25 protein-coding genes are annotated in these 24,356 nt (G+C 73.3%); 21 read left to right on the top strand and 4 right to left on the bottom strand.

Annotated elements, in window-relative coordinates; translation table 11 throughout:
• Window positions 1–59 precede the first annotated feature (59 nt).
• The 3 genes from ACLQ2X_RS06965 (at window position 60) to ACLQ2X_RS06955 (ending at window position 2,918) form a co-directional block, all read left to right on the top strand.
• Window positions 60–869: a sugar nucleotide-binding protein gene (locus ACLQ2X_RS06965; RefSeq protein ID WP_425680125.1), complete on the top strand. Its 810-nt coding sequence runs from the start codon at window positions 60–62 to the stop codon at window positions 867–869.
• A gap of 61 nt (window positions 870–930) precedes the next feature.
• Window positions 931–1,554, top strand: coding sequence for a winged helix-turn-helix domain-containing protein (locus ACLQ2X_RS06960; RefSeq protein WP_425680124.1), 624 nt, complete (start codon window positions 931–933; stop codon window positions 1,552–1,554).
• Entirely contained in the window at window positions 1,551–2,918 is a 1,368-nt protein-coding gene (locus ACLQ2X_RS06955) for an MFS transporter (RefSeq protein WP_425680123.1), read from the top strand. The genes ACLQ2X_RS06960 and ACLQ2X_RS06955 overlap by 4 nt, the downstream gene beginning before the upstream one ends.
• A 140-nt stretch (window positions 2,919–3,058) precedes the next feature.
• Here ACLQ2X_RS06955 and ACLQ2X_RS06950 read toward each other — a convergent pair whose 3' ends face one another.
• Window positions 3,059–3,799 carry a GNAT family N-acetyltransferase gene (locus ACLQ2X_RS06950; protein WP_425680122.1) on the bottom strand — a complete coding sequence of 247 codons (741 nt, stop codon included), beginning with the start codon at window positions 3,797–3,799 and terminating at the stop codon, window positions 3,059–3,061.
• 132 nt (window positions 3,800–3,931) lie between these two features.
• Between ACLQ2X_RS06950 and ACLQ2X_RS06945 the strand changes: the two genes are divergently transcribed.
• The 13 genes from ACLQ2X_RS06945 to ACLQ2X_RS06885 all read left to right on the top strand — a co-directional run bounded on the left by ACLQ2X_RS06945 (window position 3,932) and on the right by ACLQ2X_RS06885 (window position 18,736).
• On the top strand, window positions 3,932–4,153 hold the full coding sequence (locus ACLQ2X_RS06945) for a hypothetical protein (protein ID WP_425680121.1): 222 nt from the start codon (window positions 3,932–3,934) through the stop codon (window positions 4,151–4,153).
• A gap of 74 nt (window positions 4,154–4,227) precedes the next feature.
• On the top strand, window positions 4,228–5,724 hold the full coding sequence (locus tag ACLQ2X_RS06940) for a replication-associated recombination protein A (RefSeq protein ID WP_425680120.1): 1,497 nt from the start codon (window positions 4,228–4,230) through the stop codon (window positions 5,722–5,724).
• Window positions 5,725–7,922: 2,198 nt separating this feature from the next.
• Entirely contained in the window at window positions 7,923–8,534 is a 612-nt protein-coding gene (locus tag ACLQ2X_RS06935) for a hypothetical protein (RefSeq protein ID WP_425680393.1), read from the top strand.
• A 146-nt stretch (window positions 8,535–8,680) separates the two neighbouring features.
• A complete protein-coding gene (locus ACLQ2X_RS06930) occupies window positions 8,681–9,142 on the top strand; it encodes a DUF948 domain-containing protein (protein ID WP_425680119.1) in 462 nt (153 codons plus the stop codon).
• A gap of 31 nt (window positions 9,143–9,173) precedes the next feature.
• Window positions 9,174–9,479, top strand: a complete 306-nt coding sequence (locus tag ACLQ2X_RS06925; protein WP_425680118.1) for a DUF6167 family protein — start codon at window positions 9,174–9,176, stop codon at window positions 9,477–9,479.
• Window positions 9,476–12,157, top strand: coding sequence for an alanine--tRNA ligase (gene alaS / locus ACLQ2X_RS06920; protein WP_425680117.1), 2,682 nt, complete (start codon window positions 9,476–9,478; stop codon window positions 12,155–12,157). The genes ACLQ2X_RS06925 and alaS overlap by 4 nt, the downstream gene beginning before the upstream one ends.
• A gap of 72 nt (window positions 12,158–12,229) precedes the next feature.
• Window positions 12,230–12,691 (top strand): Holliday junction resolvase RuvX, encoded by a 462-nt coding sequence (gene ruvX / locus ACLQ2X_RS06915; RefSeq protein WP_425680116.1) that lies wholly within the window; start codon window positions 12,230–12,232, stop codon window positions 12,689–12,691.
• On the top strand, window positions 12,688–13,887 hold the full coding sequence (gene mltG / locus ACLQ2X_RS06910; RefSeq protein WP_425680115.1) for an endolytic transglycosylase MltG: 1,200 nt from the start codon (window positions 12,688–12,690) through the stop codon (window positions 13,885–13,887). Before ruvX ends, mltG begins: the two co-directional genes overlap by 4 nt.
• Window positions 13,887–14,711: a shikimate dehydrogenase gene (locus ACLQ2X_RS06905; RefSeq protein WP_425680114.1), complete on the top strand. Its 825-nt coding sequence runs from the start codon at window positions 13,887–13,889 to the stop codon at window positions 14,709–14,711. Before mltG ends, ACLQ2X_RS06905 begins: the two co-directional genes overlap by 1 nt.
• Window positions 14,712–14,936: 225 nt before the next feature.
• Window positions 14,937–16,499: an RHS repeat-associated core domain-containing protein gene (locus tag ACLQ2X_RS06900; RefSeq protein ID WP_425680113.1), complete on the top strand. Its 1,563-nt coding sequence runs from the start codon at window positions 14,937–14,939 to the stop codon at window positions 16,497–16,499.
• 29 nt (window positions 16,500–16,528) lie between these two features.
• Entirely contained in the window at window positions 16,529–16,894 is a 366-nt protein-coding gene (locus ACLQ2X_RS06895; protein ID WP_425680112.1) for a hypothetical protein, read from the top strand.
• Between the two features lie 160 nt (window positions 16,895–17,054).
• The gene (gene aroC, locus ACLQ2X_RS06890) at window positions 17,055–18,233 is read left to right on the top strand and encodes a chorismate synthase (protein ID WP_425680111.1); all 1,179 of its coding nucleotides are present in this window, start codon (window positions 17,055–17,057) and stop codon (window positions 18,231–18,233) included.
• The gene (locus ACLQ2X_RS06885) at window positions 18,230–18,736 is read left to right on the top strand and encodes a shikimate kinase (protein ID WP_425680110.1); all 507 of its coding nucleotides are present in this window, start codon (window positions 18,230–18,232) and stop codon (window positions 18,734–18,736) included. Before aroC ends, ACLQ2X_RS06885 begins: the two co-directional genes overlap by 4 nt.
• Before the next feature lie 163 nt (window positions 18,737–18,899).
• On the opposite strand, the gene ACLQ2X_RS06880 is transcribed toward ACLQ2X_RS06885, so the two are convergent.
• Entirely contained in the window at window positions 18,900–19,700 is an 801-nt protein-coding gene (locus ACLQ2X_RS06880; protein ID WP_425680109.1) for a cytochrome c oxidase assembly protein, read from the bottom strand.
• Entirely contained in the window at window positions 19,697–20,239 is a 543-nt protein-coding gene (locus ACLQ2X_RS06875; RefSeq protein WP_425680108.1) for a DUF2243 domain-containing protein, read from the bottom strand. Before ACLQ2X_RS06875 ends, ACLQ2X_RS06880 begins: the two co-directional genes overlap by 4 nt.
• 92 nt (window positions 20,240–20,331) lie before the next feature.
• Between ACLQ2X_RS06875 and aroB the strand changes: the two genes are divergently transcribed.
• The 4 genes from aroB to nusB all read left to right on the top strand — a co-directional run bounded on the left by aroB (window position 20,332) and on the right by nusB (window position 22,924).
• Window positions 20,332–21,408, top strand: a complete 1,077-nt coding sequence (aroB, locus tag ACLQ2X_RS06870; RefSeq protein ID WP_425680107.1) for a 3-dehydroquinate synthase — start codon at window positions 20,332–20,334, stop codon at window positions 21,406–21,408.
• The gene (gene aroQ / locus ACLQ2X_RS06865; RefSeq protein WP_425680106.1) at window positions 21,405–21,845 is read left to right on the top strand and encodes a type II 3-dehydroquinate dehydratase; all 441 of its coding nucleotides are present in this window, start codon (window positions 21,405–21,407) and stop codon (window positions 21,843–21,845) included. Before aroB ends, aroQ begins: the two co-directional genes overlap by 4 nt.
• Before the next feature lie 87 nt (window positions 21,846–21,932).
• Window positions 21,933–22,490 (top strand): elongation factor P, encoded by a 558-nt coding sequence (gene efp, locus ACLQ2X_RS06860; protein WP_425680105.1) that lies wholly within the window; start codon window positions 21,933–21,935, stop codon window positions 22,488–22,490.
• A 23-nt stretch (window positions 22,491–22,513) separates the two neighbouring features.
• Window positions 22,514–22,924: a transcription antitermination factor NusB gene (nusB, locus tag ACLQ2X_RS06855; protein WP_425680392.1), complete on the top strand. Its 411-nt coding sequence runs from the start codon at window positions 22,514–22,516 to the stop codon at window positions 22,922–22,924.
• A gap of 63 nt (window positions 22,925–22,987) precedes the next feature.
• Here nusB and ACLQ2X_RS06850 read toward each other — a convergent pair whose 3' ends face one another.
• Window positions 22,988–23,476, bottom strand: a complete 489-nt coding sequence (locus ACLQ2X_RS06850) for a transcriptional regulator BldD (RefSeq protein ID WP_013285505.1) — start codon at window positions 23,474–23,476, stop codon at window positions 22,988–22,990.
• Window positions 23,477–23,762: 286 nt separating this feature from the next.
• Here ACLQ2X_RS06850 and pyrR point away from each other — a divergent pair, with 286 nt between their 5' ends.
• Window positions 23,763–24,347, top strand: a complete 585-nt coding sequence (gene pyrR / locus ACLQ2X_RS06845) for a bifunctional pyr operon transcriptional regulator/uracil phosphoribosyltransferase PyrR (RefSeq protein WP_425680104.1) — start codon at window positions 23,763–23,765, stop codon at window positions 24,345–24,347.
• The last annotated feature ends 9 nt before the right edge of the window (window positions 24,348–24,356 follow it).

Here is a 24,356-nt window from a genome sequence, read left to right as displayed (position 1 = left end):
CTTCGTCGAAAGGCCCGCGTCATGATGACGCGGGCCTTTTCGATCTCCAGGGGGACGGCATGAACCTGCTCGTGGTGGGCGCCAGTGGCTTCCTCGGCGCCGAGGTGTGCCGGCAGGCGGTGGCCGCCGGGCACCGGGTGGTCGGCACGTACCACCGCGCCTCCGTCGCGGTGCCGGGCGTCGCGTCGCGCCGGCTCGACGTGACCGACCGCGCCGCCGTGCGCGCGCTGCTGACCCGGGTACGCCCCGATGCGGTCGTGGCCACCCCCTACCGGTACGACGACTGGACGGTCACCGCGGACGGGGCGGCGCACGTGGCGGTCGCCACCGCCGAGGTGGGCGCGCGGCTGGTGCACCTGTCCAGCGACGCGCTGCACGCGGGGCGGCCGACCCCGTACCTCGACGACGACGTGCCCACGCCGCTGCACGCGTACGGGGCGGCGAAGGCCGCGGCGGAGACGGCGGTGCGCGCGGTCGACCCGGGCGCGGCGCTGGTGCGGACGTCGCTGATCGTGGGGGAGGGGAGCAAGCAGATCCAGCTCTGCCGGGACGCGCTGGCCGGCCGGGCCACGTTGTTCACCGACGAGTTGCGCTGCCCGGTGCACGTCGCCGACCTCGCCGCCGCGGTGCTGGAGCTGGTGGCGGCCGAGTACGCCGGGCTGCTCAACGTGGCCGGGCCGGACGCGGTGAGCCGCGCCGGGCTGGGGCTGCTGGTGGCCCGGCACGACGGCGTGGACCCGGGCGCGCTGCGCACGACCACGATCGCCGCCGCCGGGCTGCACCGCCCGGGTGCGGTGGTGCTGGACTCCGGTCGTGCCGCCGGGCTGCTGAGCACCCGGCTGCGTGGCGTCAGCGAACTGTACGGCTAGTTCCACAGTTTCTTTGCAAGGTTCTTGTGCATGGAAAGCGTGCACAGATATTGTGCATCCCATGGAGGAGAGAAAGCGGCCCGAGGCCCGCACCGTACGCATCGACCACCGCCAGGTCCGCGCCCTGGCCCAGCCGTTGCGCATGCGGCTGATCGGCGCGCTGCGGGTGGGTGGCCCGGCCACCGCCACCGCGCTGGCCGAGGCGCTCGGCACCAACAGCGGCGCGACCAGCTACCACCTGCGCCAACTCGCCGAGGTGGGCCTGGTCGTCGAGGACCCGAGCCTCGGCACCGGCCGCCAGCGCTACTGGCGGGCCGCGCACGACGTCACCAACTGGGAGTCCAGCGACTTCGACGACGACCCGGACGCGCGGGCCGTCATCGAGTGGATCGAGGCGGACTACGCCCGCTTCTTCGCCCAGCACGCCGAACGCTGGTTCGCCCAGCGGCACCGGTGGTCGCCCGCCTGGCGCGACGCGTTCGGCATGGGCGACTTCTTCATGCGGATCCCGGTGTCCCGGCTGGAGGCGATCAAGGAGGAGGTCTTCGCGCTCTTCGAACGGCACCGCGACGCCACCGACCCCGACGACCCCGACGCCGAGACGGTGCAGTTCTACCTCGCCGCCCTGCCGATGGACGCGGTCTATCCCCGGTCCGCCCCGCCGTCCACCGAGGAGCAGCCGTGACCGCGCTGTCGGTACGCCAGATCCGGTCCCGCTACCTCACGCTCTACGGGCTGCGCTGGCTGCCCCGCGGCCTGCTCATACCGGTGATGATCCTGCTGATGCAGGAGCGCGGGCTCACGCTGTCCCAGATCGGCCTGGTCGCCACCGCGCAGGGCCTGGTCGTGCTGGCGCTGGAGCTGCCCACCGGCGGCTTCGCCGACGCGCTCGGCCGCAAACCGGTGCTGCTCGTCGCCTGGGCGCTGGGCCTTGGCTCGCTGGCGCTGATGGCGGTGGCCGACACGTTCTGGATGTTCTTCCTGGTCTGGGCGTTGCAGGGCATCTACCGGGCGCTCGACAGCGGCCCCCTGGAGTCCTGGTACGTCGACGCCACGCTGGCCGTCGACCCGAAGGCCGAGTACGAGCGCGGCCTCGGCTGGGCCGGCACCGTGGTCGGTGTGGCCATCGGCGCGGGCGCCCTGCTCAGCGGCGGCCTGGTCGCGCTCGGCCCGGTCGGACCGGTCAGCGCACTGGCCGTGCCGGTGCTGGTCGCCGCCGTGCTCCAGGCGGTCTCCATCGTGGCACTGCTGGCGCTGATGGCCGAACGTCGACCGGCGTCCGGCCCGGCCGCGCTACGCGCCTCGGTGGTCGACGCGCCCCGGATGGTCGGGCAGGCCGTGGGTCTCCTGCGCCGCAACCGGGTGCTCGCGGCCCTGGTCGCGGTCGAACTGTTCTGGGGCTTCGGCATGGTCACGTTCGAGTCGCTGCTGCCGGTACGCCTCGCCGAGGTGATCGGCGACCCGGACCGCGCGGCGGCGCTGCTCGGCCCCGCCAGCTCGGCGGCCTGGCTCGCCAATGCCGCCGGTGCCGCGCTCACCCCGTGGCTGCTGCGCCGCCTCGGCGCCGCCCCGGCCGCCGCGCTGATGCGCGTCCTCCAGGGCGTGACGGTGGTCGGCATGGGTCTGCTGGCCGGCCCGGTCGGCATCCTCGTCGCCTACCTGGCCTGCTACGCCGTGCACGGCGCGTCGAACCCGCTGCACATGGGGCTGCTCCACCGGCAGGTCGACGGTCCGTACCGCACAAGCGTGCTGTCGCTCAACTCGATGGCCGGCCAGCCGGCCGGTGCGCTCGGCGCGGTGACGCTGACCGCGCTGGCCGACGCCACGAGCGTCAGCGTCGCCATGCTCGTCGGCGCGGTGGTGCTGGCCGTGGCCGCGCCGCTCTACCTGCCGGCCTGGCGCGTCGCCCGCCGTACCCCGTCGACCGGCACCGTCGAACCGGAGGGCGCCGGCGGCCCCGGTCACTCCGGCCTGGTCGCCGAGCCGACCGGCCCGCCCCTCGACCCCGCCGATCCGGTGGTCGTGCCGGCTCCCACCGGCCGCGACTGAGCCCGACCGCCGGGGCCGTCGCCCGGTTCGGGTGGAACGTCATGGGTGTCTCCGGCCCTTTTCGACACCCATGACGTTCCACCCAGCGGTCCCGGCGGCGGTGTTTTTGCGGCAACGGGCGGGGGAGGGGGAGAAGGGGCTCAGGTGAGGCGGACGGAGGTGCGGTGCTCGGTGGCGGCGAAGCCGAGCCGGCGGTAGAGCCGGATCGCGCCCACGTTGTCCGGGTAGACGCCCAGCGCCACCGCGGCGTACCTGTCGAAGAGGGCACCCGTCATCCCGGCGGTCAGCGCCGCGCCCAGCCCTCGGCCGCGTTGCCCGGGCGCGACCGTCAACCCGGCCAGGAAGCCGATGTCCCCCCGGCTGCGATCGGCGCCGCAGGCGAGCAGTCGGTCACCGTCGCGGATGCCGTACCAGTCGACGATGCCCGGGTCGCCCGGCCGGGAGGTGGTGCCCGGAAACGCCTCCTCGATCAGCGCCGTCAGCGCGGCGTGGTCGGCCTCGGTGAGCCGGACCACCCGCTCCTGCTCCGGCTGCCGCGTCGGCGGGTCGGTGGTCCACAGGAAGTCCCACTCGGTCAGCCGGGCCACCGGCAGCCGCGCGGTCACCGCGGCCGGATCGGCACGCGGCAGGTTGACCGACTGGCCGGGCCGCAGCGTGCCGCCCGCCCGCTGGGCGGCGAAGACATCGAGCGCGGGGCCCGGGACGCCGACCGCCCCGCCGACCGACCACTCGCCGGTCGGCAGCAGCCACCCGACCGCGCCGCCGTGCCGCCATCCCCGCACGGCCTGGTCGCGCCGCAGGGCGTGCCTGGCGAACGGGTGGTGGCCGGCCGCGGCGAGTACCGTCTCCCGCCCGGTCAGCGCCTCGTCGACCGTGATCATGTCCCCAGCCTACGAGCGCCCCCGGCCGGTACCGGAACTCGGCCACTGCCGGTTCCAGGATGGAGATTGACGAACAGTCCGATTGGGTACATCCGTCGCCGACCTGCTGGTAACCCCCACCGGAGGAATGACATGCTCGCCATTCTCGCGGCCATCGTGTTCGGCTTCGCGCTGCTGCTGGACTTCATGAACACCGACCTCGGCGCACCCGACCTGTTCAGCACCCAGACCCTCATGCTCATCGGCTTCCTGCTGCTCTCGCTCTACCTGGCCGGGGTCGGCGCCGGCCCGCGCGGTGGTGGCGGTGGCGGTGGCGGCCGGTGGTACCGGGGCCGTCGGCCGGGTCGCGGCTGACCGGAAAGGACCACCCGGGTCGGGTCGGCGGCGCGATTCCGGCGCTGTCGGCCCGGCCCGGTACTGTTCCCGTGATGGATTCCGACGCCCTCTTCACCCTCGGTGAGCCTGCCCGAGCACCCGGTGCACCCGGCGGCTCCGGCGGCGGCGACGGCTTCACCGAGACCCGGGCGGATTCGCCCCTGCCGGTCCGGATGCGCCCGGCCGGCATCGACGAGCTGGTCGGGCAGGAGCACCTGCTCGCCCCCGGGGCGCCGCTGCGCCAACTCGTCGAGGGCGCGGCGCCGATGTCGGTCATCCTGTGGGGGCCGCCCGGCAGCGGGAAGACCACCATCGCGCACCTCGTGGCCCGCACCACCGACAGGCGCTTCGTGGCGATGTCCGCGCTGTCCGCCGGGGTGAAGGACGTCCGCGCCGTGATCGAGACCGCCCGCCGGCAACGCCGCTCCGGTGGGCCGCCGACCGTGCTGTTCATCGACGAGGTGCACCGGTTCAGCAAGACCCAGCAGGATTCGCTGCTCGCCGCGGTCGAGGACCGGACGGTCACCCTGCTGGCGGCGACCACCGAGAACCCGTACTTCTCGGTCATCTCACCCCTGTTGTCGCGGTGCGTGCTGCTCACGCTCCAGGCGTTGGACGACGACGCCGTGCGCGGACTGCTGCGCCGCGCGGTCGCCGACGAGCGCGGCCTCGGCGGTGCGCTGGTGCTGACCGAGGAGGCGGAGGACCACCTGGTCCGGCTCGCCGGCGGGGACGTCCGCAAGGCGCTCACCGCGCTGGAGGCGGCGGCGGCGACCGCGACGGCGCTGGGCGCCGGCCGCATCGACCTGGCCGTGGCGGAGCAGGCGGTGGACGTGGCCGCCGTGCGCTACGACCGGGACGGCGACGCCCACTACGACGTGACGAGCGCGTTCATCAAGAGCATGCGCGGCTCGGACGTGGACGCGGCCCTGCACTGGCTGGCCCGGATGCTGGTGGCCGGTGAGGACGCCCGGTTCATCGCCCGCCGCCTGGTGATCTTCGCCAGCGAGGACGTCGGCATGGCCGACCCCACCGCGCTGACCGTGGCCACCGCCGCGGCGCACGCGGTGGAGTACGTGGGCCTGCCCGAGGTGCAGCTCAACCTGGCCCAGGCGGTCATCCACCTGACCACCGCCCCGAAGTCGAACTCGGCGACCACCGCCATCGGGGCTGCCGTCGCCGACGTACGCGCGGGGCGCGGTGGCCCGGTGCCGCGCGGGCTGCGCGACGCCCACTACTCCGGTGCGCGGGGTCTCGGCCACGGCGCCGGCTACCGCTACCCGCACGACGACCACCGGGGGGTGGTCACCCAGCAGTACGCTCCGGACGACCTCGTCGGCACCGACTACTACCAGCCCAGCGGGCACGGTGCGGAACGGGCGGTGGCCACCCGGCTGCCGCTGCTGCGCCGGATCGTCCGAGGGCTGCCGACGCCGGCGACCCGGGTCGGCGCCCCGGTCGCCGTGGCCGGGGCCCGAGCGGGCGGCAGCGAGCAGGCAAGCGGGGCGAGTGAGGGCGGCAGCGACGCCGCCGAGGGGGATGAGCAGTGATGGCGCGTGGTCCGGACCGGCCGGCGGACGGCCCCGACGAGCAGCGTGATCCACGGCCCAAGGGGCGCCGGTGGGGCCGCGGTCGGGCCGAGCCCGAGCCGCAGGAGGCGGTCGCCAGCGAGGAGTTCGGCTGGATCGACGACCTGCGCAGCGCCAAGCAGCAGGGCGGCGAGCTCGGCCCCGGCGGGGACGCCCCCGCCGGTCGGGGCGTTGCGCCCGAGCCCGGCCCCGCGCCGCGGCCGGGCACCGGGCCGGGTCCCGCGCTGCTGCCACCGCCGGCGGCCGGTGGGCCCGCTCCGCGCCCTCCGGTGTCGGGCCCGCAGCCACCCAGGACAGGTCAACCGCAGCCACCGGCAGCAGGTCGGCGCGTCCCGCGCCCACCGGCCACGGGACGTGGCCCGGACGTGCCCGCCGCCCCACCGGTGCGGTCCGGTGGTACGGATCCGGCCGGGCCGCGCGTGCGGTCCGGTGGTACGGATCCGGCCGGGCCGCGCGTGCGGTCCGGTGGTACGGACCCGGCCGGGCCGCGCGTGCGCTCGGGCGGTACGGACCCGGCCGGGCCGCCAGTGCGGTCCGGTGGCACCGACCGCGCCGCGCCGCGCCGCCCGGTGCAGGGGCCGTGGCCCGGTATGCCCGAGGCGACCCGACCGCCCGGACCGCCACCGCGCCGAGACGCGGACGGCCCCACCGGCCAGCAACCGCCGGTCGCCGGGCGTCCCGCCACCGCCCGCGTCACGCCGCCGGCCGGACCGGAGCCGACCTTCGCACCGCCGCAGGGTGGCCGCCGACCGGGCTCCGAGGACACCGGGTCCATCCATCCGGTGTCCGGCCCGAGCGGGCGGACCCGCCCCGACGACGCACCCGGCACCCGACCGGTCCCCGGTGCCGGCCACCGCGCCGCACCTGACGGTCCGTCCGGCCGCGCCCCCGATACCGCCACGGGCCCCGGTGGTCGGCGCCGGGCACGCCCCGAGGAGCCCGGCGCCTCCGTGGTGCCGTCCAGCGGAAACGCGCCGGAGGTGCCCGGCGTCGCACCGGAGCCGTCCCGGCCGCCGCGGCGCGCCGCCCACGACGGGGGCGGTGAGCCACGCCCGCAGCGGCCGGACCGCCCCGCCGACTGGCTGCGGCAGGCCGGCCGCACCCCGCACACCGACCCCGCCATGCCGGCTGCCCGCCGCCCGACCGGCCCGGGGCCGACCGAGCCCGCAGGCGGTCCCGGTGGGCGGGCCGGCGCCTCCGCACCGCCGGCCCGGCCCGGCCACGCCGGCCCGGCCACACCACCCGCGCGGCCCGGACAGCCCGGCCCCGTCCCGCCACCCGCACGCGCCGGGCAGCCCGGCCCGGGCGCGCCCATGGGACGGGAGTTCAGCGGCCCGGCACGCTCCGCCCAGCCTGGCCCCACCGGGCCGGCCCGCCCCGTCCAACCCGGCACGCCCGGCGCGGCCGGGCCCGACGCGTCGGCGCGCTCGGTGACCGCCGGCCCACAGGCGCCGGTACGCCCCGCGCCGGCCGGTCCGGGCGCAGTCCCGGGCGCCGGGCCGCCCGCGACCACCGGGGCGCCGCCGCACCCCGGTCCGGCGCGGGGAGCGGCCCGACCCGGGGGCCCGCCGGGCAGCGGCAACATCCCCGGACGCCCGGCCGGACCGCCCTCGCACGGCGACCCGGCACGCACCGGCGGCATGCCGGTCGGGGGCGGCCGTCCCGCCGGTCGCGGCCCGGTCGGCGATCCGGCCCGACCCGGTGCCCCGGTGCCGCAGGGCGAGGCCGGTCGTGCCGTAACCGGTCGGGGCGCGCCCCGACCGGGGCATCCGGGCGAGACGCGTGGCCCGACCCGCCCCGACGACACGGTCGTGCCCGGTGCCGGCGTGCCCCGGCCGGGGGCCGCAGCCGGTCACCGTGCCGGCGTCGGGGCTACGCCGGCCGGCGCCCCGGTGACCGCGCGGGCCGCCGCCGGTGTGGCCCGGCCCGTCGGACCGGACGAACGAACCACCGGCCGGGCGACCCCGGTCGGGCCGGGACCGGAACGCCCGGGTGGCCCCGGCGCCGGTGCGCCGCCCGGCACGTCGGCGGTGGTGCGCGCGGCTGCCGTCGTACCTCCGGGTGAACCGGCGGGGCCGCGACCGCCCGGACCGGCGTCCGACGACGGCGACGCGCCGGCGGGTGCCCTGCGCGGCGCCCGCTCCGAGTTGCGTCGGCAGATGCGCGAGCGGCGGCGCCTGCGGATGGGCGTGCTCGCCCTGGTCAGCCTCGTGCTACTGGGCGCGGTGCCGCTCTACTTCGGGGTCAGCGCGCTCAGCCGCGACCCGGTCTTCGACACCCTCGACGCGCTCGACGTGCCGTCCTGGGCGCAGACGAAGACCGTCGACAACGTCAGCGGCAGCCGTTGGTGCCTGCAGGACTGTCGACTGCGCGAACGCGCTGTCGAGTCGGAGCAGGGGTGGAAGGAGACGGTCGCGGTCTACGAGCAGGCGTTGGCCAGGGACGGCTGGCGACGCTGGCAGGTCGACCGCTGCCCGGAGGAGAAGCTCGCCGGCAGCTACACCTGCTGGCGCCGGGACGAGCTGACGCTCGACCTCTGGGTCCGCGACCCCACGTGCACACCGCCGCCGGTGGACGGCGCTCCGGCCCCGTCTGCCGCGCCCGCAGCGGCGACGTGCACCGGCTCGTTGGTGTCGGTGAAGGTGCGTAACGCGGTCGACGACGAGCGCACCGGGCCGACACCGACAACGGACCCGTCGCTCACCGGTGAGGACCCGTATCCGACCTTCAGCGACGACCCGCTCGGCGAGGTGACCCCCTCACCGTCGTGAGCCGACTTCCATCACGGACGGTAGGGTCTGGGGCTGGCGCGCCCGTCCGGGCCCGGTGACCGGGTCGGCGTGGTGCGAAATGGATAGGTACGGTCGCGCGTCGTGGGGCGTCGGGTCCCGGGACACTGCTTGAGGAGGACGTGGGCGTGAACGGTAGCGAGGTCGCTTGGCTGGTTCTGGCCGGCGCGTTCCTGATGCTGGTGCTCGTGCTGGCGGTTCCGATCCTGCGGCTGCGACACACCGTGGACGCGACCACCCGCATGATCAACGACCTCAACGACCGCACCGCGCCGCTGCTCGGCGACGTGAACACCACGGTGAAGAGCGTCAACGTGGCACTGGAGCAGGTGCAGACCTCGCTGGACGGGGTGAACCTGCAGCTCGCCAAGGTGGACACGATGACCAACCACGCGCAGAACGTCACCGCGAACGTGGCGAACCTGGCCACCGTGGTCTCGGCCGCCGCCGCCAACCCGCTGGTCAAGATCACCGCGTTCGGGTACGGCGTGCGCCGGGCCGCCTCCGCCCGCCGGCACGCCGAGACCGAGCGCGAGGTGCGCGACACGATCAAGCAGCAGCGCCGGGCCGCCAAGCGCGGCAACCGCTGACCTCGACCGGCGTACGCGGAGGGATGAGAGCATGAGGCGGTTGTTCTGGCTGGGCATCGGCCTGGCCGTGGGTGTCCTGGTGGTGCGCAAGGCCACCCGGACGGCGCAGGCGTACACCCCGGCGGGCATCGCCAGCGGGCTGTCCGAGTCCGCAGGCGGTCTGGTCGAGTCGATGCGGGCGTTCGTGGACGACGTCCGGGCCGGGATGGCCGAGCGTGAGCAGGAGATCCACGAAGCCTTCGCCCGTGGCGAAATGTACGACGATCAGTTCGCCGAGCTGCGGGAGGACCCGCGGATCGGCGATCGAGAGATTTTCCCGGAGGACCCCCAGCGATGAAGACGGCGGAGATCAAGCGGCGGTTCCTCGCCCACTTCGAGGCGAACGGGCACGCCGTGGTGCCGTCCGCTCCGCTGCCCGCCATCAGCGACCCGAACCTGCTGTTCATCAACGCCGGCATGGTGCAGTTCGTGCCCTACTTCCTGGGCCAGCAGACCCCGCCGTACTCGCGGGCGACGAGCGTGCAGAAGTGCATCCGCACGCCGGACATCGACGAGGTCGGCAAGACCAGCCGCCACGGCACGTTCTTCCAGATGAACGGCAACTTCTCCTTCGGTGACTACTTCAAGTCCGGGGCGATCCCGCTCGCCTGGGAGCTGGCCACCAAGCCCGCCGACGCGGGCGGGTTCGGGCTGGACCCGGAGCGGATCTGGGCCACCGTCTACCTCGACGACGACGAGGCGTACGACATCTGGCGCCGCACCGGCGTGCCGGACGAGCGGATCGTGCGCCGGGGCAAGGCCGACAACTTCTGGTCGATGGGCATTCCCGGCCCGTGCGGCCCGTGTTCCGAGCTGTACTACGACCGGGGGCCCGCCTACGGCCGCGAGGGTGGCCCGGAGGTCGACGAGGACCGCTACCTGGAGTTCTGGAACCTCGTCTTCATGCAGTACGAGCGGGGCCCGGGCGCCGGCAAGGAGGATTTCCCGATCCTCGGTGACCTGCCGGCGAAGAACATCGACACCGGCATGGGCCTGGAGCGGATGGCCTCGCTGCTGCAGGGCGTGGACAACCTCTACGAGATCGACGAGGTCCGGCCGATCCTGGACAGGGCCGCCGAGCTGACCGGCAAGCGTTACGGCGCGCACTCCGGGCAGGCGGCGAACCAGTCGCACCCGGACGACGTGCGCCTGCGGGTGATCGCCGACCACGTGCGTACCTCGCTGATGCTGATCGGCGACGGGGTCACCCCGTCGAACGAGGGCCGCGGCTACGTGCTGCGCCGGATCATGCGCCGGGCCGTCCGGGCGGTGCGGTTGCTCGGTTACCAGGACCGGGCGCTGCCGGAGCTGCTGCCGGTGGCCCGGGACTGCATGGCCCCGTCGTACCCGGAGCTGGCCGAGGAGTTCGGCCGGATCTCCCAGTACGCGTACGCCGAGGAGGACGCCTTCCTCGCCACGCTGCGCGCCGGCACCACCATCCTGGACACCGCCATCGCCGAGACCAAGTCGGCCGGTAAGCCGGCGCTGTCGGGTGACAAGGCGTTCCAGTTGCACGACACGTACGGCTTCCCGATCGACCTCACCCTGGAGATCGCCGCCGAGCAGGGGTTGCAGGTCGACGCGGACGGCTTCCGCCGGCTGATGGCCGACCAGCGCAACCGGGCCAAGGCCGACGCGCAGGCGCGCAAGACCGGGCACACCGACGTGTCGGCGTACCGGTCGGTGCTCGACGGCGGCGGGCCGGTGGAGTTCACCGGCTACACCGAGCTGCACCGGGAGTCCCGGGTGCGCGCGCTGCTGGCCGGTGGCGCCACCGTTCCCGCGGCGGTCGAGGGCGACACGGTCGAGCTGGTGCTCGACACCACCCCGTTCTACGCCGAGGGCGGCGGGCAGCAGCCCGACCAGGGTCTGATCACGGTCGGCGGCGGCCAGGTCGAGGTCTTCGACGTGCAGCAGCCGGTGCCCGGCCTGATCGTGCACCGGGCCCGGGTGGTGCGCGGCGAGGTGCGGGCCGGGGAGACCGGGTACGCCGAGATCGACGCGTCCCGGCGGCGGGCGATCTCCCGGTCGCACACGGCGACGCACCTGGTGCACCAGACGATGCGCAACTTCCTCGGCGAGTCGGCGACGCAGGCGGGTTCGCTGAACGCGCCGGGCCGGCTGCGGTTCGACTTCAACACCCCGACGGGCGTGGCGCCGAGCGTGCTGCACGACGTGGAGCAGCAGGTCAACGAGGTGCTCCTGGCCGACCTGGAGGTGCACGCGTTCATCACCAGCCAGGAGGAGGCCCGCCGGATCGGGGCGATGGCCCTGTTCGGCGAGAAGTACGGCGAGCGGGTCCGGGTCGTCGAGGTCGGCGACTACGCCCGGGAGTTGTGCGGCGGCACCCACGTGGCCCGCTCGGCCCAGCTCGGCCTGGTGAAGATCCTGTCCGAGGCGTCGGTGGGTTCCGGCGTACGCCGGATCGAGGCGCTCGTCGGCATGGACGCGTTCGGCTTCCTGGCGCGTGAGCACCTGCTGGTGTCCCGGCTGGCCGAGCTGTTCCGGGTGCCGGGGGAGCAGGTCGCCGACCGGGTGGAGCAGACCGTCACCCAGTTGCGGGACGCGGAGAAGGAGCTGGAGAAGCTGCGCGCCCAGCTCGTGCTCGGCGGTGCCGGCGCGCTGGCGGCGCAGGCGAAGGACGTGCGCGGGGTCGCGTACGTGGGTACGGAGGCGCCCGAGGGCGCGGCGGCCAACGACGTGCGGACCCTCGCGCAGGAGATCCGGGGCCGGATCGACGCGGCCCGCCCGGCGGTGGTCGCGGTGGCGGCCCGCGCCAACGGCAAAGCGTCGCTCGTGGTGGCCGTCAACCAGGCCGCGCGGGGGCGGAACCTGAGCGCGAAGGATCTGGTCAAGGCGGCGTTCTCCGGCCGGGGCGGTGGCAGCGACGACCTGGCCCAGGGCGGCGGCCTGCCCGCCACGGAGGCGCCGACCCTGCTGGTCACCGTCGAGCGGGCGGTCGCCGACGCGGCATGAGAGCACCGATCGATGCCAGGGCGGGCCGGCCGGTCCGCCCTGGCCCGTACCGGCGGGGGAGAGGTCCGGTAGATGGCTGAGCTGTCCCGTGGGGTCCGGCTGGGTGTGGACGTCGGTCAGGTCCGGGTGGGTGTGGCCCGGTGCGACCCGCACGGCATCCTCGCCACGCCACTTGTCACGTTGGCCCGCGACCTGACCGCGGAACCGGACGCGGTGCCCGCCGACATGGCCGAGCTGGTCCGGTTGGCCGCCGAGCACGAGGCGGTGGGCGTCGTGGTCGGGCTGCCGGTCAACCTCGCCGGCAAGCACGGCCCGGCGGCGGCGAACGTATCAGCCTATGCCACCCGTTTGGCCGATGTAATGGGGCCGATTCCGGTGACGCTGACGGACGAGAGGATGTCGACCGTCGTCGCGAGTCGTAGGCTGGCCGAACGGGGCGTCCGGGGAAAGCGCCAACGAGCGGTGGTCGACCAGGCCGCCGCGGTGGAGATTCTGCAGAGCTGGCTGGACGCACAGCGGAGGCGGACGCAATGATCGACGATCTTGATCTGGGGTTCGACGACCAGGACAGGGGGGAGAAGGGCCGGCACCGGCGCGGCGCGGTGCGCCGACGGCAGGGCAAGTCCGGCGGCGGTCGGGGGAAGACCCTGCTCGCCCTCGCGCTCGCGTTCGTGTTGCTGGGCGGCATCGGTGGCGGCGCGTTCTACGGCTTCGACCGGGTCCAGAACTACTTCGTCACCCCCGACTACGACGGTTCCGGCACCGGCGAGGCGACCGTCGAGATCAAGCAGGGCGCGCTGATCGCCGACATGGCCAACGCGCTCGTCGCAGCGGACGTGGTGAAGAGCACCAAGGCGTTCATCGAGGCGGCCGAGGAGAACTCGCGCAGCAAGAACATCCAGCCCGGCACGTACAAGCTGCGCAAGCAGATGAGCGGCGACGCGGCGGTCTCGGCCCTGCTGGACCTCAAGAACAAGATCGTCAGCGGGATCACCATCCCCGAAGGGCTCACCGCCAAGAACGTCTACCAGCGGCTGTCCAAGCAGACCGAGATCCCGGTCAAGGACTTCGAGGCGGCGGCGAAGGACCCGGTGGCGCTCGGCATACCGGACTGGTGGTTCAAGCGGTCCGACGGCAAGACGGTCAAGCCGTCGATCGAGGGCTTCCTCTTCCCGGACACCTACGAGATCCCGCCGAAGGCCACCGCCGAGACGGTGCTCAAGCTGATGGTGGACAACTTCCTCACCGTCACCTCCGGCATGCAGTACGCCGAGAAGGTGCAGAAGGAACGCGGCGGCATCACCCCCTACGAGGCGCTAATCGTCGCCTCGCTCGCGCAGGCCGAGGCCGGAAACAAGGTCGACCTGGGCAAGGTCGCCCGGGTGGCGTACAACCGGGTCTACGGCGAGTTCGACTGCAACTGCCTGGAGATGGACGTCACGGTCAACTACTACCTGGAACTGACCGGGCAGAAGACAAAGGCGTCCAAGGACATGAGCGGCGCCGAGCTGGACAATCCGAAGAACCCGTACAACCGCAAACTGCGGGGCCTCATCCCCACGCCGATCAACAACCCGGGCAAGGAGGCGCTGGAGGGCGCGCTGCGCCCGCCGCCGGGCAAGTGGCTCTACTTCGTGGCGATCAGCAAGGACGGCCGCTCCGCGTTCGCCGATACCTACGACGAGCAACTGCGCAACGAGCGGAAGGCCAAGGAGGCCGGGATCATCTGATGGCCGATCCCCGCCGTGCCGCGGTCGTCGGCAGGCCGATCGCCCACTCGCTCTCCCCGGCGATCCACAACGCCGGGTACGCGGCGGCCGGGCTGACCGGCTGGTCGTACACCAGGATCGAAGCCGGCGCCGACGAGCTGCCCGGCCTGGTCGCAGGCCTCGGCCCGGAGTGGGCCGGGCTGTCGGTGACCATGCCGGGCAAGGAGGCGGCGCTCGCGCTGGCCGACGAGGTCTCGCCGGTCGCCGCCGCCGTCGGTGCCGCCAACACGCTGGTACGCCGGCCCGACGGCACCTGGTACGCGGACAACACCGACGTCACCGGCATGGTCGAGGTGCTCACCGGCGCCGGCTGCGTGGCCGGGGCGGTGGTCACCGTGCTCGGCGCCGGCGGCACCGCACGTGCCGCGATCGCGGCGGCGGCCCGGATCGGGGCGGCCGAGGTGACTGTGGTGGCCCGCCGCGCGGAGGCGGTCGACGAGCTGCGTCCGGTCGCGGCGGCGGCTGGCATGCCGCTCGCCGGTGCCGAGTGGGACGGGGCGCCCGCGCACGCCCGCGCCGACGTGGTGATCTCCACAGTGCCCAAGGGCGTCGCCGATCCGCTCGCCGACAATTTCGACTGGCGGCCGGAGTCGGTTTTCTTCGACGTCGTCTACGACCCGTGGCCGACACCGCTCGCCGTGGCGGCGCTCGCCGCGGGATGCCGGGTGGTCTCCGGGCTGGATCTGCTGCTGGCCCAGGCGGTCGGCCAGTTCGAGGTTTTCACCGGCGTCCCCGCCCGGCGCGAGGCGATGCGCGCCGCGCTGACGGTGGCCCGGCCCGGCTGAGGCCACCGTCTGGCCGCTGGGTCATGGAGCGGACCCCGGCCTGGCTCACCGCCACGGCGCCTGGCCCGCGACTACGAAACCCACTGCGCAACGTCCGAGGCCATGATCCGATGGGCCGCCCTCGGCGGCATGCTCCGCCGCCTTGCCCGAGGCGAAGCCACCGCTGACAACACCTCGCCTTCGACACACCCGACTGACAGGGCGGATCACAACTCCAACGGCACGGTGAAGTGGCGCGAGGACGGCAAGGACGTCCGGACCAACTACACCTACGACGCCAAGGGCAACCTCACCCAGGTCACCGACCCGACCGGCATCACCACCTTCGCCTACGACCGGTTCGGCCGGCAGACCGGCAAGTCGGTGCCCGGTTCGGCGAACCTCGTCCACGAGTACGACCGCAACGGCAACCTGACGAAGTACACCGACGGCGGCGGCTCGGTGACCTACGCGTACAACCAGGTCAACCTGCTCACCTCGCTGCTGGAGCCGGGTGCCGCCACGGCGGTCACCTTCACCTACGACGAGAACAACCGCCGCCGGTTCATGTACCTGCCGACGTCGCCGCGGATCACCGTAGAGATGAAGTATGACAAGTCGGGCCGGCAGACCTCCATCACCGCCACCAACGACAGCACGGCGGCGAAGCTCTCCTCGTTCACCTACAACTACTCGAAGGTGGTAAACGGGGTCACAGTGGACACCGCGCAGCGGCAGAAGGTCACCGACCTCAACGGCACGACCACCTACTCCTACGACAAGCTCAACCGGTTCACCGGTGCCTCCGGCGCGCTGTCCCGCAGCTACGACTACGACGAGAACTTCAACCGCACCTCCAAGACGGAGAGCGGCAGCACCACGTCGTACAGCTACAACAACGCCCACCAGCTCACCTCGGCCGGATCGACTACCTACTCGTACGACACCAACGGCAACACCACCGGCTCGTCGTCGGGTTGGGCGTTCTCCTACAACTCGGTGAACAACCAGACCACCTCGATCACGAAGCCGGGTGGCACGGCGTTGGCTCCACTGGCCTACGGTGGCGCCGACCAGACCGAGCGGCGGGGCGCTGGCTCCACCACGTACGTCACCTCGACCCTGGGCGTGGCCTCGGCCAGGACTCCGGCCGGCGTCAGCAGCACCGTGACCGCCAACTCGACGGACCCGGCGCCGGGGACCACCGATCACTACACCCGGGACAACAGCGGCTCGCTGATCGGCATGCGGGCCAACGGCGTCCGGTACTACTACCTGGTCGACGGGCTCGGCTCGGTGGTGGGCGTGGTCAACGGCAACGCCACCAAGGTCAACTCCTACAGCTACGACCCGTACGGCAACCAGTTGTCCGCGTCGCAGCAGGTCTCCAACCCGTGGCGGTACGCCGCAGGTCAGTTCGACGGGGGGACCGGCCTGACCAAGTTCGGTGCCCGCTACTACGACGGTGGCCTGGGCCGGTTCACCCAGCGGGATCCGTCGGGTAAGGACTTCCCGTACACCTATGCCGGCGGTGACCCCGTCAAGAACGTCGACCCAAGTGGACACGGTTTCCTCGAGTTCGCGGTGGGGGGCCTGGTGGGAGCGGCTGCCCTGGTGCTGTTCTCGGCCGCTGGGGCTCCGCTCGCCGGTGCCTTCGCCGCGGGCTGCGCGGCGGCAGGAATCGAGTCCTACCTCTCCGGCGAAGGTGCCGGTATGGCATTGGCGAAGTGCGCCGGAGGAGGCCTGCTCGGTCTCGGTGGCGGATGGGCGGCTGGGAAGGTGGGTGGAATCTTCGCCAGCAAGGTCTAATGCAGAAGAGGCGAGATGGGAGGGCTCTGGTGAGCAGGTCGTCACGGATCGCAACACATGCGCTCGTTGTCGCCACGCTCGCGGGCGCCGGCTACCTGGTGGGACTGGCCTTCCAGAGATTGCTCGACAGCTCCGGTTCGTCAGTCTGGATACTGGCGGTGATACCCCCAGCGGTGTACCTGATGAGCCGTGGCCGCCAGGAGAGGAGTCGTGAGATGCCGAATCGGCTGTTCGCGGGATTGTTCGCCATGGTTGCAGGCGCCGTAGCGTTCTTCCTCGTACTGGAGAGGAGTGTCTTCGTCGCCGTGATCGCCCTGGTCCTCTCGCTGGCCGGCATGGTGATGGCGGTCGTCGCCGCCCGCCATGGCCGGCGAGGTGCCGGTCGACGAAGCTGACCGACGAAGGACGGCGAGCCGCCCTCGGACCTTCCGGGTCCGGGGGTGGTTTGTCGTCCGGTGCGGAGATGTCCGGCGTGGTCGCGCTGGTGACGTCCGCTGGGCGGGACGCCCCGGGCACGCCGCCTCTCCGCTCGCCCGACGTGACAGACTGACCCCCGTGTTGCGCTGGCTGACTGCAGGTGAATCGCACGGACCCGCCCTCGTCGCGATGCTGGAGGGCGTGCCCGCCGGCATCGAGGTGACCACCGGGGAGATCTCCGGTGAGCTGGCCCGGCGCCGGCTCGGCTACGGCCGGGGCGCCCGGATGGCGTTCGAGCAGGACGAGGTCGAGATCATCGGCGGGCTCCGGCACGGGGTGACGCTCGGCAGCCCGGTCGCGATCCGGGTGGGCAACTCCGAGTGGCCGAAGTGGCAGACGGTGATGGCTGCCGACCCGGTCGACCCGGAGGAGCTGGCCCGCCAGGCGCGCAACGCGCCGCTGACCCGGCCCCGGCCGGGCCACGCCGACCTGGCCGGCATGCAGAAGTACGGCCACACCGACGCCCGGCCGATCCTGGAGCGCGCCAGCGCCCGGGAGACCGCCGCCCGGGTCGCCGTGGGCACCGTCGCCAAGGCGCTCGTGCGGCAGGCGCTCGGCGTCGAGATCGTCTCGCACGTGGTCGAGCTGGGCCCGGTGGCGGTGAAGCCGGGCCTGCGCCCCACGCCGGAGGACGCCGCGCGCATCGACGCCGACCCGCTGCGCTGCCTCGACGCCGAGGCCAGCGCCCGGATGGTCGCCGAGGTCGACGCCGCGAAGAAGGCCGCTGACACGCTCGGCGGCGTGGTCGAGGTGCTCGCGTACGGAGTGCCACCCGGCCTGGGCAGCCACGTGCAGTGGGACCGCAAGCTCGACGCCCGCCTGGCAACCGCGCTGATGTCGATCCAGGCGATCAAGGGTGTGGAGATCGGCGACGGGTGGCAGCAGGCGCGCTCGCGTGGCTCCGAGGCGCACGACGAGATCGTGCCCTCCGCCACCGGGGTGCGGCGGATCACCGACCGGGCCGGCGGGCTGGAGGGCGGCATCACCACCGGTGAGCCGCTGCGGGTGAAGGCGGCGATGAAGCCGATCTCGTCGCTGAACCGGGCGCTGGCCACCATCGACGTGACCACCGGCGAGCCGGCCACCGCGATCAACCAGCGTTCCGACGTCTGCGCGGTGCCGGCGGCGGCGGTGGTCGCCGAGGCGATGGTCGCGTTGGTGCTGGCCGAGGCGGCGGTGGAGAAGTTCGGCGGCGACTCGGTCGCCGAGATGCGCCGTAACCTGACCGGCTACCTCGACAGCATGGTGATCAGATGACCCGGCCGGTCTGTGTGCTGGTAGGGGCGCCCGGCTCCGGCAAGACCACCGTCGGCACGGCGCTCGCCGAGGCGCTCGGCGTCGGCTTCCGGGACACCGACGCCGACATCGAGAACCTCGCCGGCAAGCCGATTGCGGAGATCTTCGTGGACGAGGGGGAGGAGCACTTCCGTACCCTCGAACGAGCTGCCGTGGCGGCGGCGCTCGCGTCGCACGCGGGCGTGCTCGCGCTCGGCGGCGGCGCGGTCCTGGCCGAGGAGAACCGGGCCGCGCTGATCGGCCACACGGTGGTGCACCTGTCGGTGGAGCTGCCCGACGCGCTCAAGCGGGTCGGTCTGGGTGCCAGCCGCCCGATGCTCGCGTTGAACCCGCGCGCCACGCTCAAGCATCTGATGGACCAGCGCCGCCCGCTCTACGCCGAGGTGGCGACCGCGACGGTGGTCACCGACGGGCGTACGCCGCAGGAACTGGCGGCGGAGATCGCCGCCCTGCTCAAGCCCTGACCCGCCCCGCCCCCGGCTCCCTCGGTGGAACGCCGCGGGTGTCTCGTCGGCGTTATGGCACCCGTGGTGTTCCAGTCGGCGTGGAGGCGGGTGGGTGGAACGCCATGGGCGGTGAGGTGGCGTGCCGGCCGGGGGCGGTCGGTGCCGGCGCGGGGTGGGCCGGTCAGGCGTTGGCGGCAGCGGTCCCGGCCGCCCGGCGTCCGGCGCGGCGGCGTCGGGCCGGTTCGGGCCGCCAGGTGGCGAGCAGCGCCAGCGCCAGCGCGATCTCGGCCAGGTCGCCGAGGTAGTACATGAGCGTGGCCCCGGCCCGCAGCTCGGCAGTGGTCGCCGGCACGTCCACGAACAGCCCGGCGTAGAGCAGTTGGGCGATGGTGGCGTGCGCCGCCACCCCGAACCCGATCACCACCAGCCGCACCGGTACGCGGGGGCGGTGCGGGCCCGGGTCCGGCCCGGCGATGGACCAGGCGAACAGGTAGCCGCTGAGCAGGAAGTGCAGATTCACCAGCGTGTGCAGCAACGGGTTGTCCATGGTGGCCCGGTACAGCGGGGTGAGGTAGAGCAGCCAGAGCCCGCCCGCGGTGAGCAGCAGGCCGGTCACCGGGTGGCCGAGCACCCGCGCGACCGGATGCCGCAGCAGGTGCACGAGGGCCCGGCCGGTACGCCGGTCCAGCGTGCGCAGCAGCAACGTGACCGGTGCGCCGAGCACCAGTGCCAGCGGTGCCAGCATCCCGATCAGCAGGTGCTGCCACATGTGCCCGACGAAGTCGCCGGCGGGCCACAGCAGCCCGGCTGCCAGCAGCAGCGCGCCGAGCCCGAAACTCGCGGTTCGGCCGTGCGGCCAGCCCGGTCCGCCCGGGTCGCGCAGCCGCAGCGCGGCGGCCAGGTACGCCCAGAACAACGCGATCGGGATCAGCGCGGTCGCCGGGAAGCCGCCGGCGTCGTGCCCGGCGTGCGCCAGGCTCACCGGCGCTCCGGCGCGCAGAGGTCGACAGCGCGGGCGCGGCGCTGGATCGCCCAGCCGACCGCGATCAGCACCACGCCGAGGGCGAGGAACCCGAGGTCCCACCAGAGCTGGTTCGGGCCGCTGCGGACGTGGTGGATGCCGAGCAGGTGGTGGTCGATGATGCCTTCGACCAGGTTGAACAGGCCCCAGCCGATAAGCGTCCAGCCCCACAGCATCGGCGAGCGCCACAGCCGGCCCCGGGAGCTGGTGACCCGGGAGTAGAGCAGGGCCAGCCCGGTGAGCACCGCCACCCAGGTGACCACGTGGAACAGCCCGTCCCAGAGCGTGTTCATCTCCAGCCCGGGCACGGTGTCCACGGGGTACTCGCGGATGCCGACCCGGTCGCTGCCGGTGCTGCTGAGCAGGTGGTGCCACTGGAGCACCTGGTGCAGGACGATGCCGTCGACGAAGCCGCCGAGCCCGACGCCGAGGATGGCGGCGGGCAGCCGGATGCTGGTGGCGGTCTCCGGTGGGGTCGCGTGTGCCCTCGTCTCGCTCATTCCGGGCGCCCTACCCGGGATGCGGCCGCCCAAACACCCGAGGAGTGGACAGTCGCCGCGCCGAAGGGGCGCGCTGGACTAGGCTGCCGGCGATGGACGAGGTGACCCGGATCCCGGTCGGCGGCGAACGGCCGTACGACGTGCTGGTGGGACGTGACCTGCTGGACCCGCCGCCGGTGCTGCTGCCCGGCGCCGAGCGGGTGGCCTTCCTGCACGCGGCCCCGCTCAAGGCGCTCGCCGACCGGCTCGCCGGCCGGGTGCGCGAGGGCGGCGTGACGCCGCTGCTGATCGAGGTGCCGGACGCCGAGGCGGGCAAGCACGTCGACGTGGCGGCCGCCTGCTGGGACCAGCTCGGCGCGGCCGGGTTCACCCGTACCGACGCGGTGGTCGGGGTGGGCGGCGGCGCGGTCACCGACCTGGCCGGTTTCGTCGCGGCCACCTGGCTGCGCGGCGTGCGCTGGGTGCCGGTGGCGACGTCGCTGCTCGGCATGGTCGACGCGGCGGTGGGCGGCAAGACCGGGATCAACACGGCCGCCGGCAAGAACCTGGTCGGCGCGTTCCACCCGCCGGCCGGCGTGCTGGCCGACCTGGCGACGCTGGACAGCCTGCCCCCGGCCGACCTGGCCGCCGGCATGGCCGAGGTGGTCAAGTGCGGCTTCATCGCCGACCCGGTGATCCTCGACCTGGTCGAGCGGGACCCGGCCGCCGCGCTGGACCCGACCGGGCCGGTGCTGCGGGAACTGGTCGAGCGCGCGGTCCGCGTGAAGGCCGAGGTGGTCGCCGGTGACCTGTGCGAGTCCGGGGTACGCGAGGTGCTCAACTACGGGCACACCCTGGCGCACGCGATCGAGAAGGTGGAGGGCTACCGCTGGCGGCACGGCCACGCGGTGTCGGTCGGGCTGGTCTACGCGGCCACGTTGGCCCGGCTCGCCGGCCGCCTCGACGCGGCCGACGCGCAGCGGCACCGCCGCGTGCTGACCGCACTCGACCTGCCCACCGGCTACCGGGCCGAGGCCTGGCCGGAGCTGCTGGCGGCGATGCGGGTGGACAAGAAGGCCCGGGGCAGTCGGCTGCGCTTCGTGGTGCTCGACGGCCCCACCCGCCCGGCGATCCTGGAGGCGCCGTCGGACGACCTGCTGGCCGCCGCGTACGCGGAGGTCAGCTCGTGAGGGTGTACGTGCTCAACGGGCCGAACCTGGGCCGGCTCGGCACCCGCCAGGTCGACGTGTACGGGTTGACCAACTATGCCCAGCTGGCGGCCGACTGCGAGCGGCACGGTCGGGAGCTGGGGCTGGACGTGGTGGTCCGGCAGACCGACGCCGAGGCCGAGATGTTGGCGTGGCTGCACCAGGCGGCGGACGAGGAGGCGCCGGTGGTGCTCAACCCGGCGGCCTGGACGCACTACTCGGTCGCGGTCCGGGACGCCTGCGCGATGCTGCGTGGTCCGCTGGTCGAGGTGCACATCTCCAACATCCACGCCCGGGAGGAGTTCCGGCGCCACTCGGTGATCTCGGCGGTGGCGACCGGGGTGATCTGCGGCCTGGGCGTGGACGGCTACCGGCTGGCCCTGCACCACGTGGCGGCGCGCGTCGCCGCCGGCACCTGAGCCGGGCTCGTCTCGTCGGGCGAGTCCGATTCGACAGAGCGAGTAGACTTGGCCGGTCTGTCCGCCAATTGATGATCAAGGCAGGAAATGGCCACCACCAACGACCTGAAGAACGGCCTGGTACTCAACCTGGACGGCGAGCTGTGGGCCGTCGTCGAGTTCCAGCACGTCAAGCCCGGTAAGGGTGGTGCCTTCGTGCGCACCACGCTGAAGAACGTGCTGTCCGGCAAGGTGGTCGACAAGACCTTCAACGCGGGCACCAAGGTCGAGACCGCGACCGTGGACAAGCGCACCATGCAATACCTGTACGCCGACGGCGAGGACTACGTCTTCATGGATCTGGAGACGTTCGACCAGATCACCGTGCTGGGCGCCACCGTCGGTGACGCCGCCAACTACCTCCTGCCGGAGGCCGAGGCGACCGTCGCCACCCACGAGGGGGTGCCGCTCTACATCGAGCTGCCGACCTCGGTCGTGCTGGAGGTCACCTACACCGAGCCCGGCCTACAGGGCGACCGGTCGACCGGCGGCAACAAGCCGGCCACCGTCGAGACCGACGCGACCGTGCAGGTGCCGCTGTTCATCACCACCGGTGAGAAGATCAAGGTCGACACCCGCGACGGCCGTTACCTCGGCCGAGCCTGATGGCCGAGGGCCCCAAACAGCAGATGCCGGCGCGTCGCAAGGCGCGTAAGCGGGCGCTGGACGTGCTCTTCGAGGCCGACCTGCGGGACCGCCCCCCGGTCGAGGTGCTCGCCGGCTATCTGAAGCGGATCGAGCAGCCGCGACCCGACCACCTCGGCTACGCGGTCGGGCTGGTCGAGGGCGTGGCGGCGCACCTTGACCGGATCGACGAGACGATCGCCAGCTACGCCGAGGGGTGGACGCTGGACCGGATGCCGGCGGTCGACCGCAACCTGGCCCGGATCGCCGTGTACGAGCTGCTCTACGTCGACGAGATCGACGACGCGGTGGCGATCAGCGAGGCCGTGGAGCTGGCCCGGCAGATGTCCACCGACGACTCGCCCCGCTTCCTCAACGGCATCCTCGGCCGGATCGCCGAGTACGCCGCGCGTTGAGCCGCCGACACCCCGCACGACGAAGGGCCCGCGCCGACCGGCGCGGGCCCTTCGTCGTAGCGGTCAGGACGCGAAGAACGCCCGCGGGTCGGCGACCAGCACACCGTGCTCGGTGAGCCGCTCGATCAGGCCGGACGGCGAGGCGTCGTACACGATCGCCAGGGCGCGCAGGTCGTCGGCGCGGATGGACAGCACCCGGCCGTTGTAGTCACCGCGCTGCTGCTGGATGGCCCGGGCGTAGCGGGCGACGTACGCGAGGTCCTCGGAGGCCTCGTCGTAGAGCCGCTCCAGGTCCAGCACGATCTTGCTGGTGGGCTCGTGCCGCACCCCGCTGCCGTCGGGCAGCAGTTCGGAGACGGGAACGCGGTAGAAGTCGGCCAGCTCCGCCAGGCGGGACACCGTGACGGCGCGGTCGCCGCGCTCGTAGGAGCCGACCACCACGGCCTTCCACCGCCCGTTCGACTTCTCCTCCACCCCCTGCAGGGACAGGCCCTGCTGCTGGCGGATGGAGCGCAGGCGGGCGCCCAGCGACTTGGCGTATTCAGAGGGCATTCGGACACTCCCAGTGCTGCTCGGGGTTCTCCCAGCTATCGCTACGGAGCGTGACGGTACGGGGATTGCGACACGTGGTCAAGTGTTGCGCTCCGCCCGCTCCGGAGGCCGGTACGGCTTGTCCCCATTTCTCCGGGCTGACCGGCAGGTCAGGGCCGGCGACGACCGGCCGGGTAACCGCTGGTAACGTGGCGTGAAGCCCCGGTCGGACCACACGTGGCCCGCTGGTGCGCAGACCAGACGTCCTTTAACGACCCGTCCCGTGAGGCGGGGAAGGAGGTCCGCCGTGGCCTACCCACCGGCTGCCTCGTCATCGCCGCCGCGACAACCCTCGGTGAAGGTGATCCTCGCCGCCGCCGACGTCTCGCGGGTGGTCGACCGGATCGCCCACCAGATCCTGGAGAAGACCCAGGGCGCCGCCGACACCGTCCTGCTCGGCATCCCCACCCGGGGCGTGCCGCTGGCCCGCCGCCTCGCGGCCCGGATCAGCACGTTCGAGGACGTGACCGTCCCGGTCGGCGTGCTGGACATCACGCTCTACCGCGACGACCTGCGCCGGCACGCGACCCGCGCGGTGGGCCCGACCGACCTGCCGACCGGCGGGATCGACGGCAAGCGGGTGATCCTCGTCGACGACGTGCTCTTCTCCGGCCGCACCGCTCGGGCCGCGCTGGACGCGCTCAGCGACGTCGGTCGCCCGGCGTCGGTGCAGCTCGCCGTCCTGGTCGACCGCGGTCACCGCCAGCTCCCGATTCGCGCCGACTACGTGGGCAAGAACATCCCCACCGCGCTGGCCGAGAACGTCAAGGTCACCCTCGCCGAGACCGACGGCACCGACGAGGTGCGACTGTACGGAGGCAGTGCCCTGTGAGCGCGAGGA

Origin of the sequence: Micromonospora sp. DT31, from assembly GCF_049841795.1 — a bacterium.
Taxonomy (GTDB): domain Bacteria; phylum Actinomycetota; class Actinomycetes; order Mycobacteriales; family Micromonosporaceae; genus Micromonospora.
This window is presented reverse-complemented; position numbering and strand designations above follow the sequence as displayed.

Bases quoted from the DNA above. Each gene is read 5' to 3' on its own strand.
- ACLQ2X_RS06965 (WP_425680125.1), top strand. From the start codon at position 60: ATGAACCTGCTCGTGGTGGGCGCCAGTGGCTTCCTCGGCGCCGAGGTG.
- ACLQ2X_RS06960 (WP_425680124.1), top strand. From the start codon at position 931: ATGGAGGAGAGAAAGCGGCCCGAGGCCCGCACCGTACGCATCGACCAC.
- ACLQ2X_RS06950 (WP_425680122.1), bottom strand. From the start codon at position 3,799: ATGATCACGGTCGACGAGGCGCTGACCGGGCGGGAGACGGTACTCGCC.
- ACLQ2X_RS06945 (WP_425680121.1), top strand. From the start codon at position 3,932: ATGCTCGCCATTCTCGCGGCCATCGTGTTCGGCTTCGCGCTGCTGCTG.
- ACLQ2X_RS06940 (WP_425680120.1), top strand. From the start codon at position 4,228: ATGGATTCCGACGCCCTCTTCACCCTCGGTGAGCCTGCCCGAGCACCC.
- ACLQ2X_RS06935 (WP_425680393.1), top strand. From the start codon at position 7,923: ATGCGCGAGCGGCGGCGCCTGCGGATGGGCGTGCTCGCCCTGGTCAGC.
- ACLQ2X_RS06925 (WP_425680118.1), top strand. From the start codon at position 9,174: ATGAGGCGGTTGTTCTGGCTGGGCATCGGCCTGGCCGTGGGTGTCCTG.
- alaS (WP_425680117.1), top strand. From the start codon at position 9,476: ATGAAGACGGCGGAGATCAAGCGGCGGTTCCTCGCCCACTTCGAGGCG.
- ruvX (WP_425680116.1), top strand. From the start codon at position 12,230: ATGGCTGAGCTGTCCCGTGGGGTCCGGCTGGGTGTGGACGTCGGTCAG.
- mltG (WP_425680115.1), top strand. From the start codon at position 12,688: ATGATCGACGATCTTGATCTGGGGTTCGACGACCAGGACAGGGGGGAG.
- ACLQ2X_RS06905 (WP_425680114.1), top strand. From the start codon at position 13,887: ATGGCCGATCCCCGCCGTGCCGCGGTCGTCGGCAGGCCGATCGCCCAC.
- ACLQ2X_RS06885 (WP_425680110.1), top strand. From the start codon at position 18,230: ATGACCCGGCCGGTCTGTGTGCTGGTAGGGGCGCCCGGCTCCGGCAAG.
- ACLQ2X_RS06875 (WP_425680108.1), bottom strand. From the start codon at position 20,239: ATGAGCGAGACGAGGGCACACGCGACCCCACCGGAGACCGCCACCAGC.
- aroB (WP_425680107.1), top strand. From the start codon at position 20,332: ATGGACGAGGTGACCCGGATCCCGGTCGGCGGCGAACGGCCGTACGAC.
- efp (WP_425680105.1), top strand. From the start codon at position 21,933: ATGGCCACCACCAACGACCTGAAGAACGGCCTGGTACTCAACCTGGAC.
- nusB (WP_425680392.1), top strand. From the start codon at position 22,514: ATGCCGGCGCGTCGCAAGGCGCGTAAGCGGGCGCTGGACGTGCTCTTC.
- ACLQ2X_RS06850 (WP_013285505.1), bottom strand. From the start codon at position 23,476: ATGCCCTCTGAATACGCCAAGTCGCTGGGCGCCCGCCTGCGCTCCATC.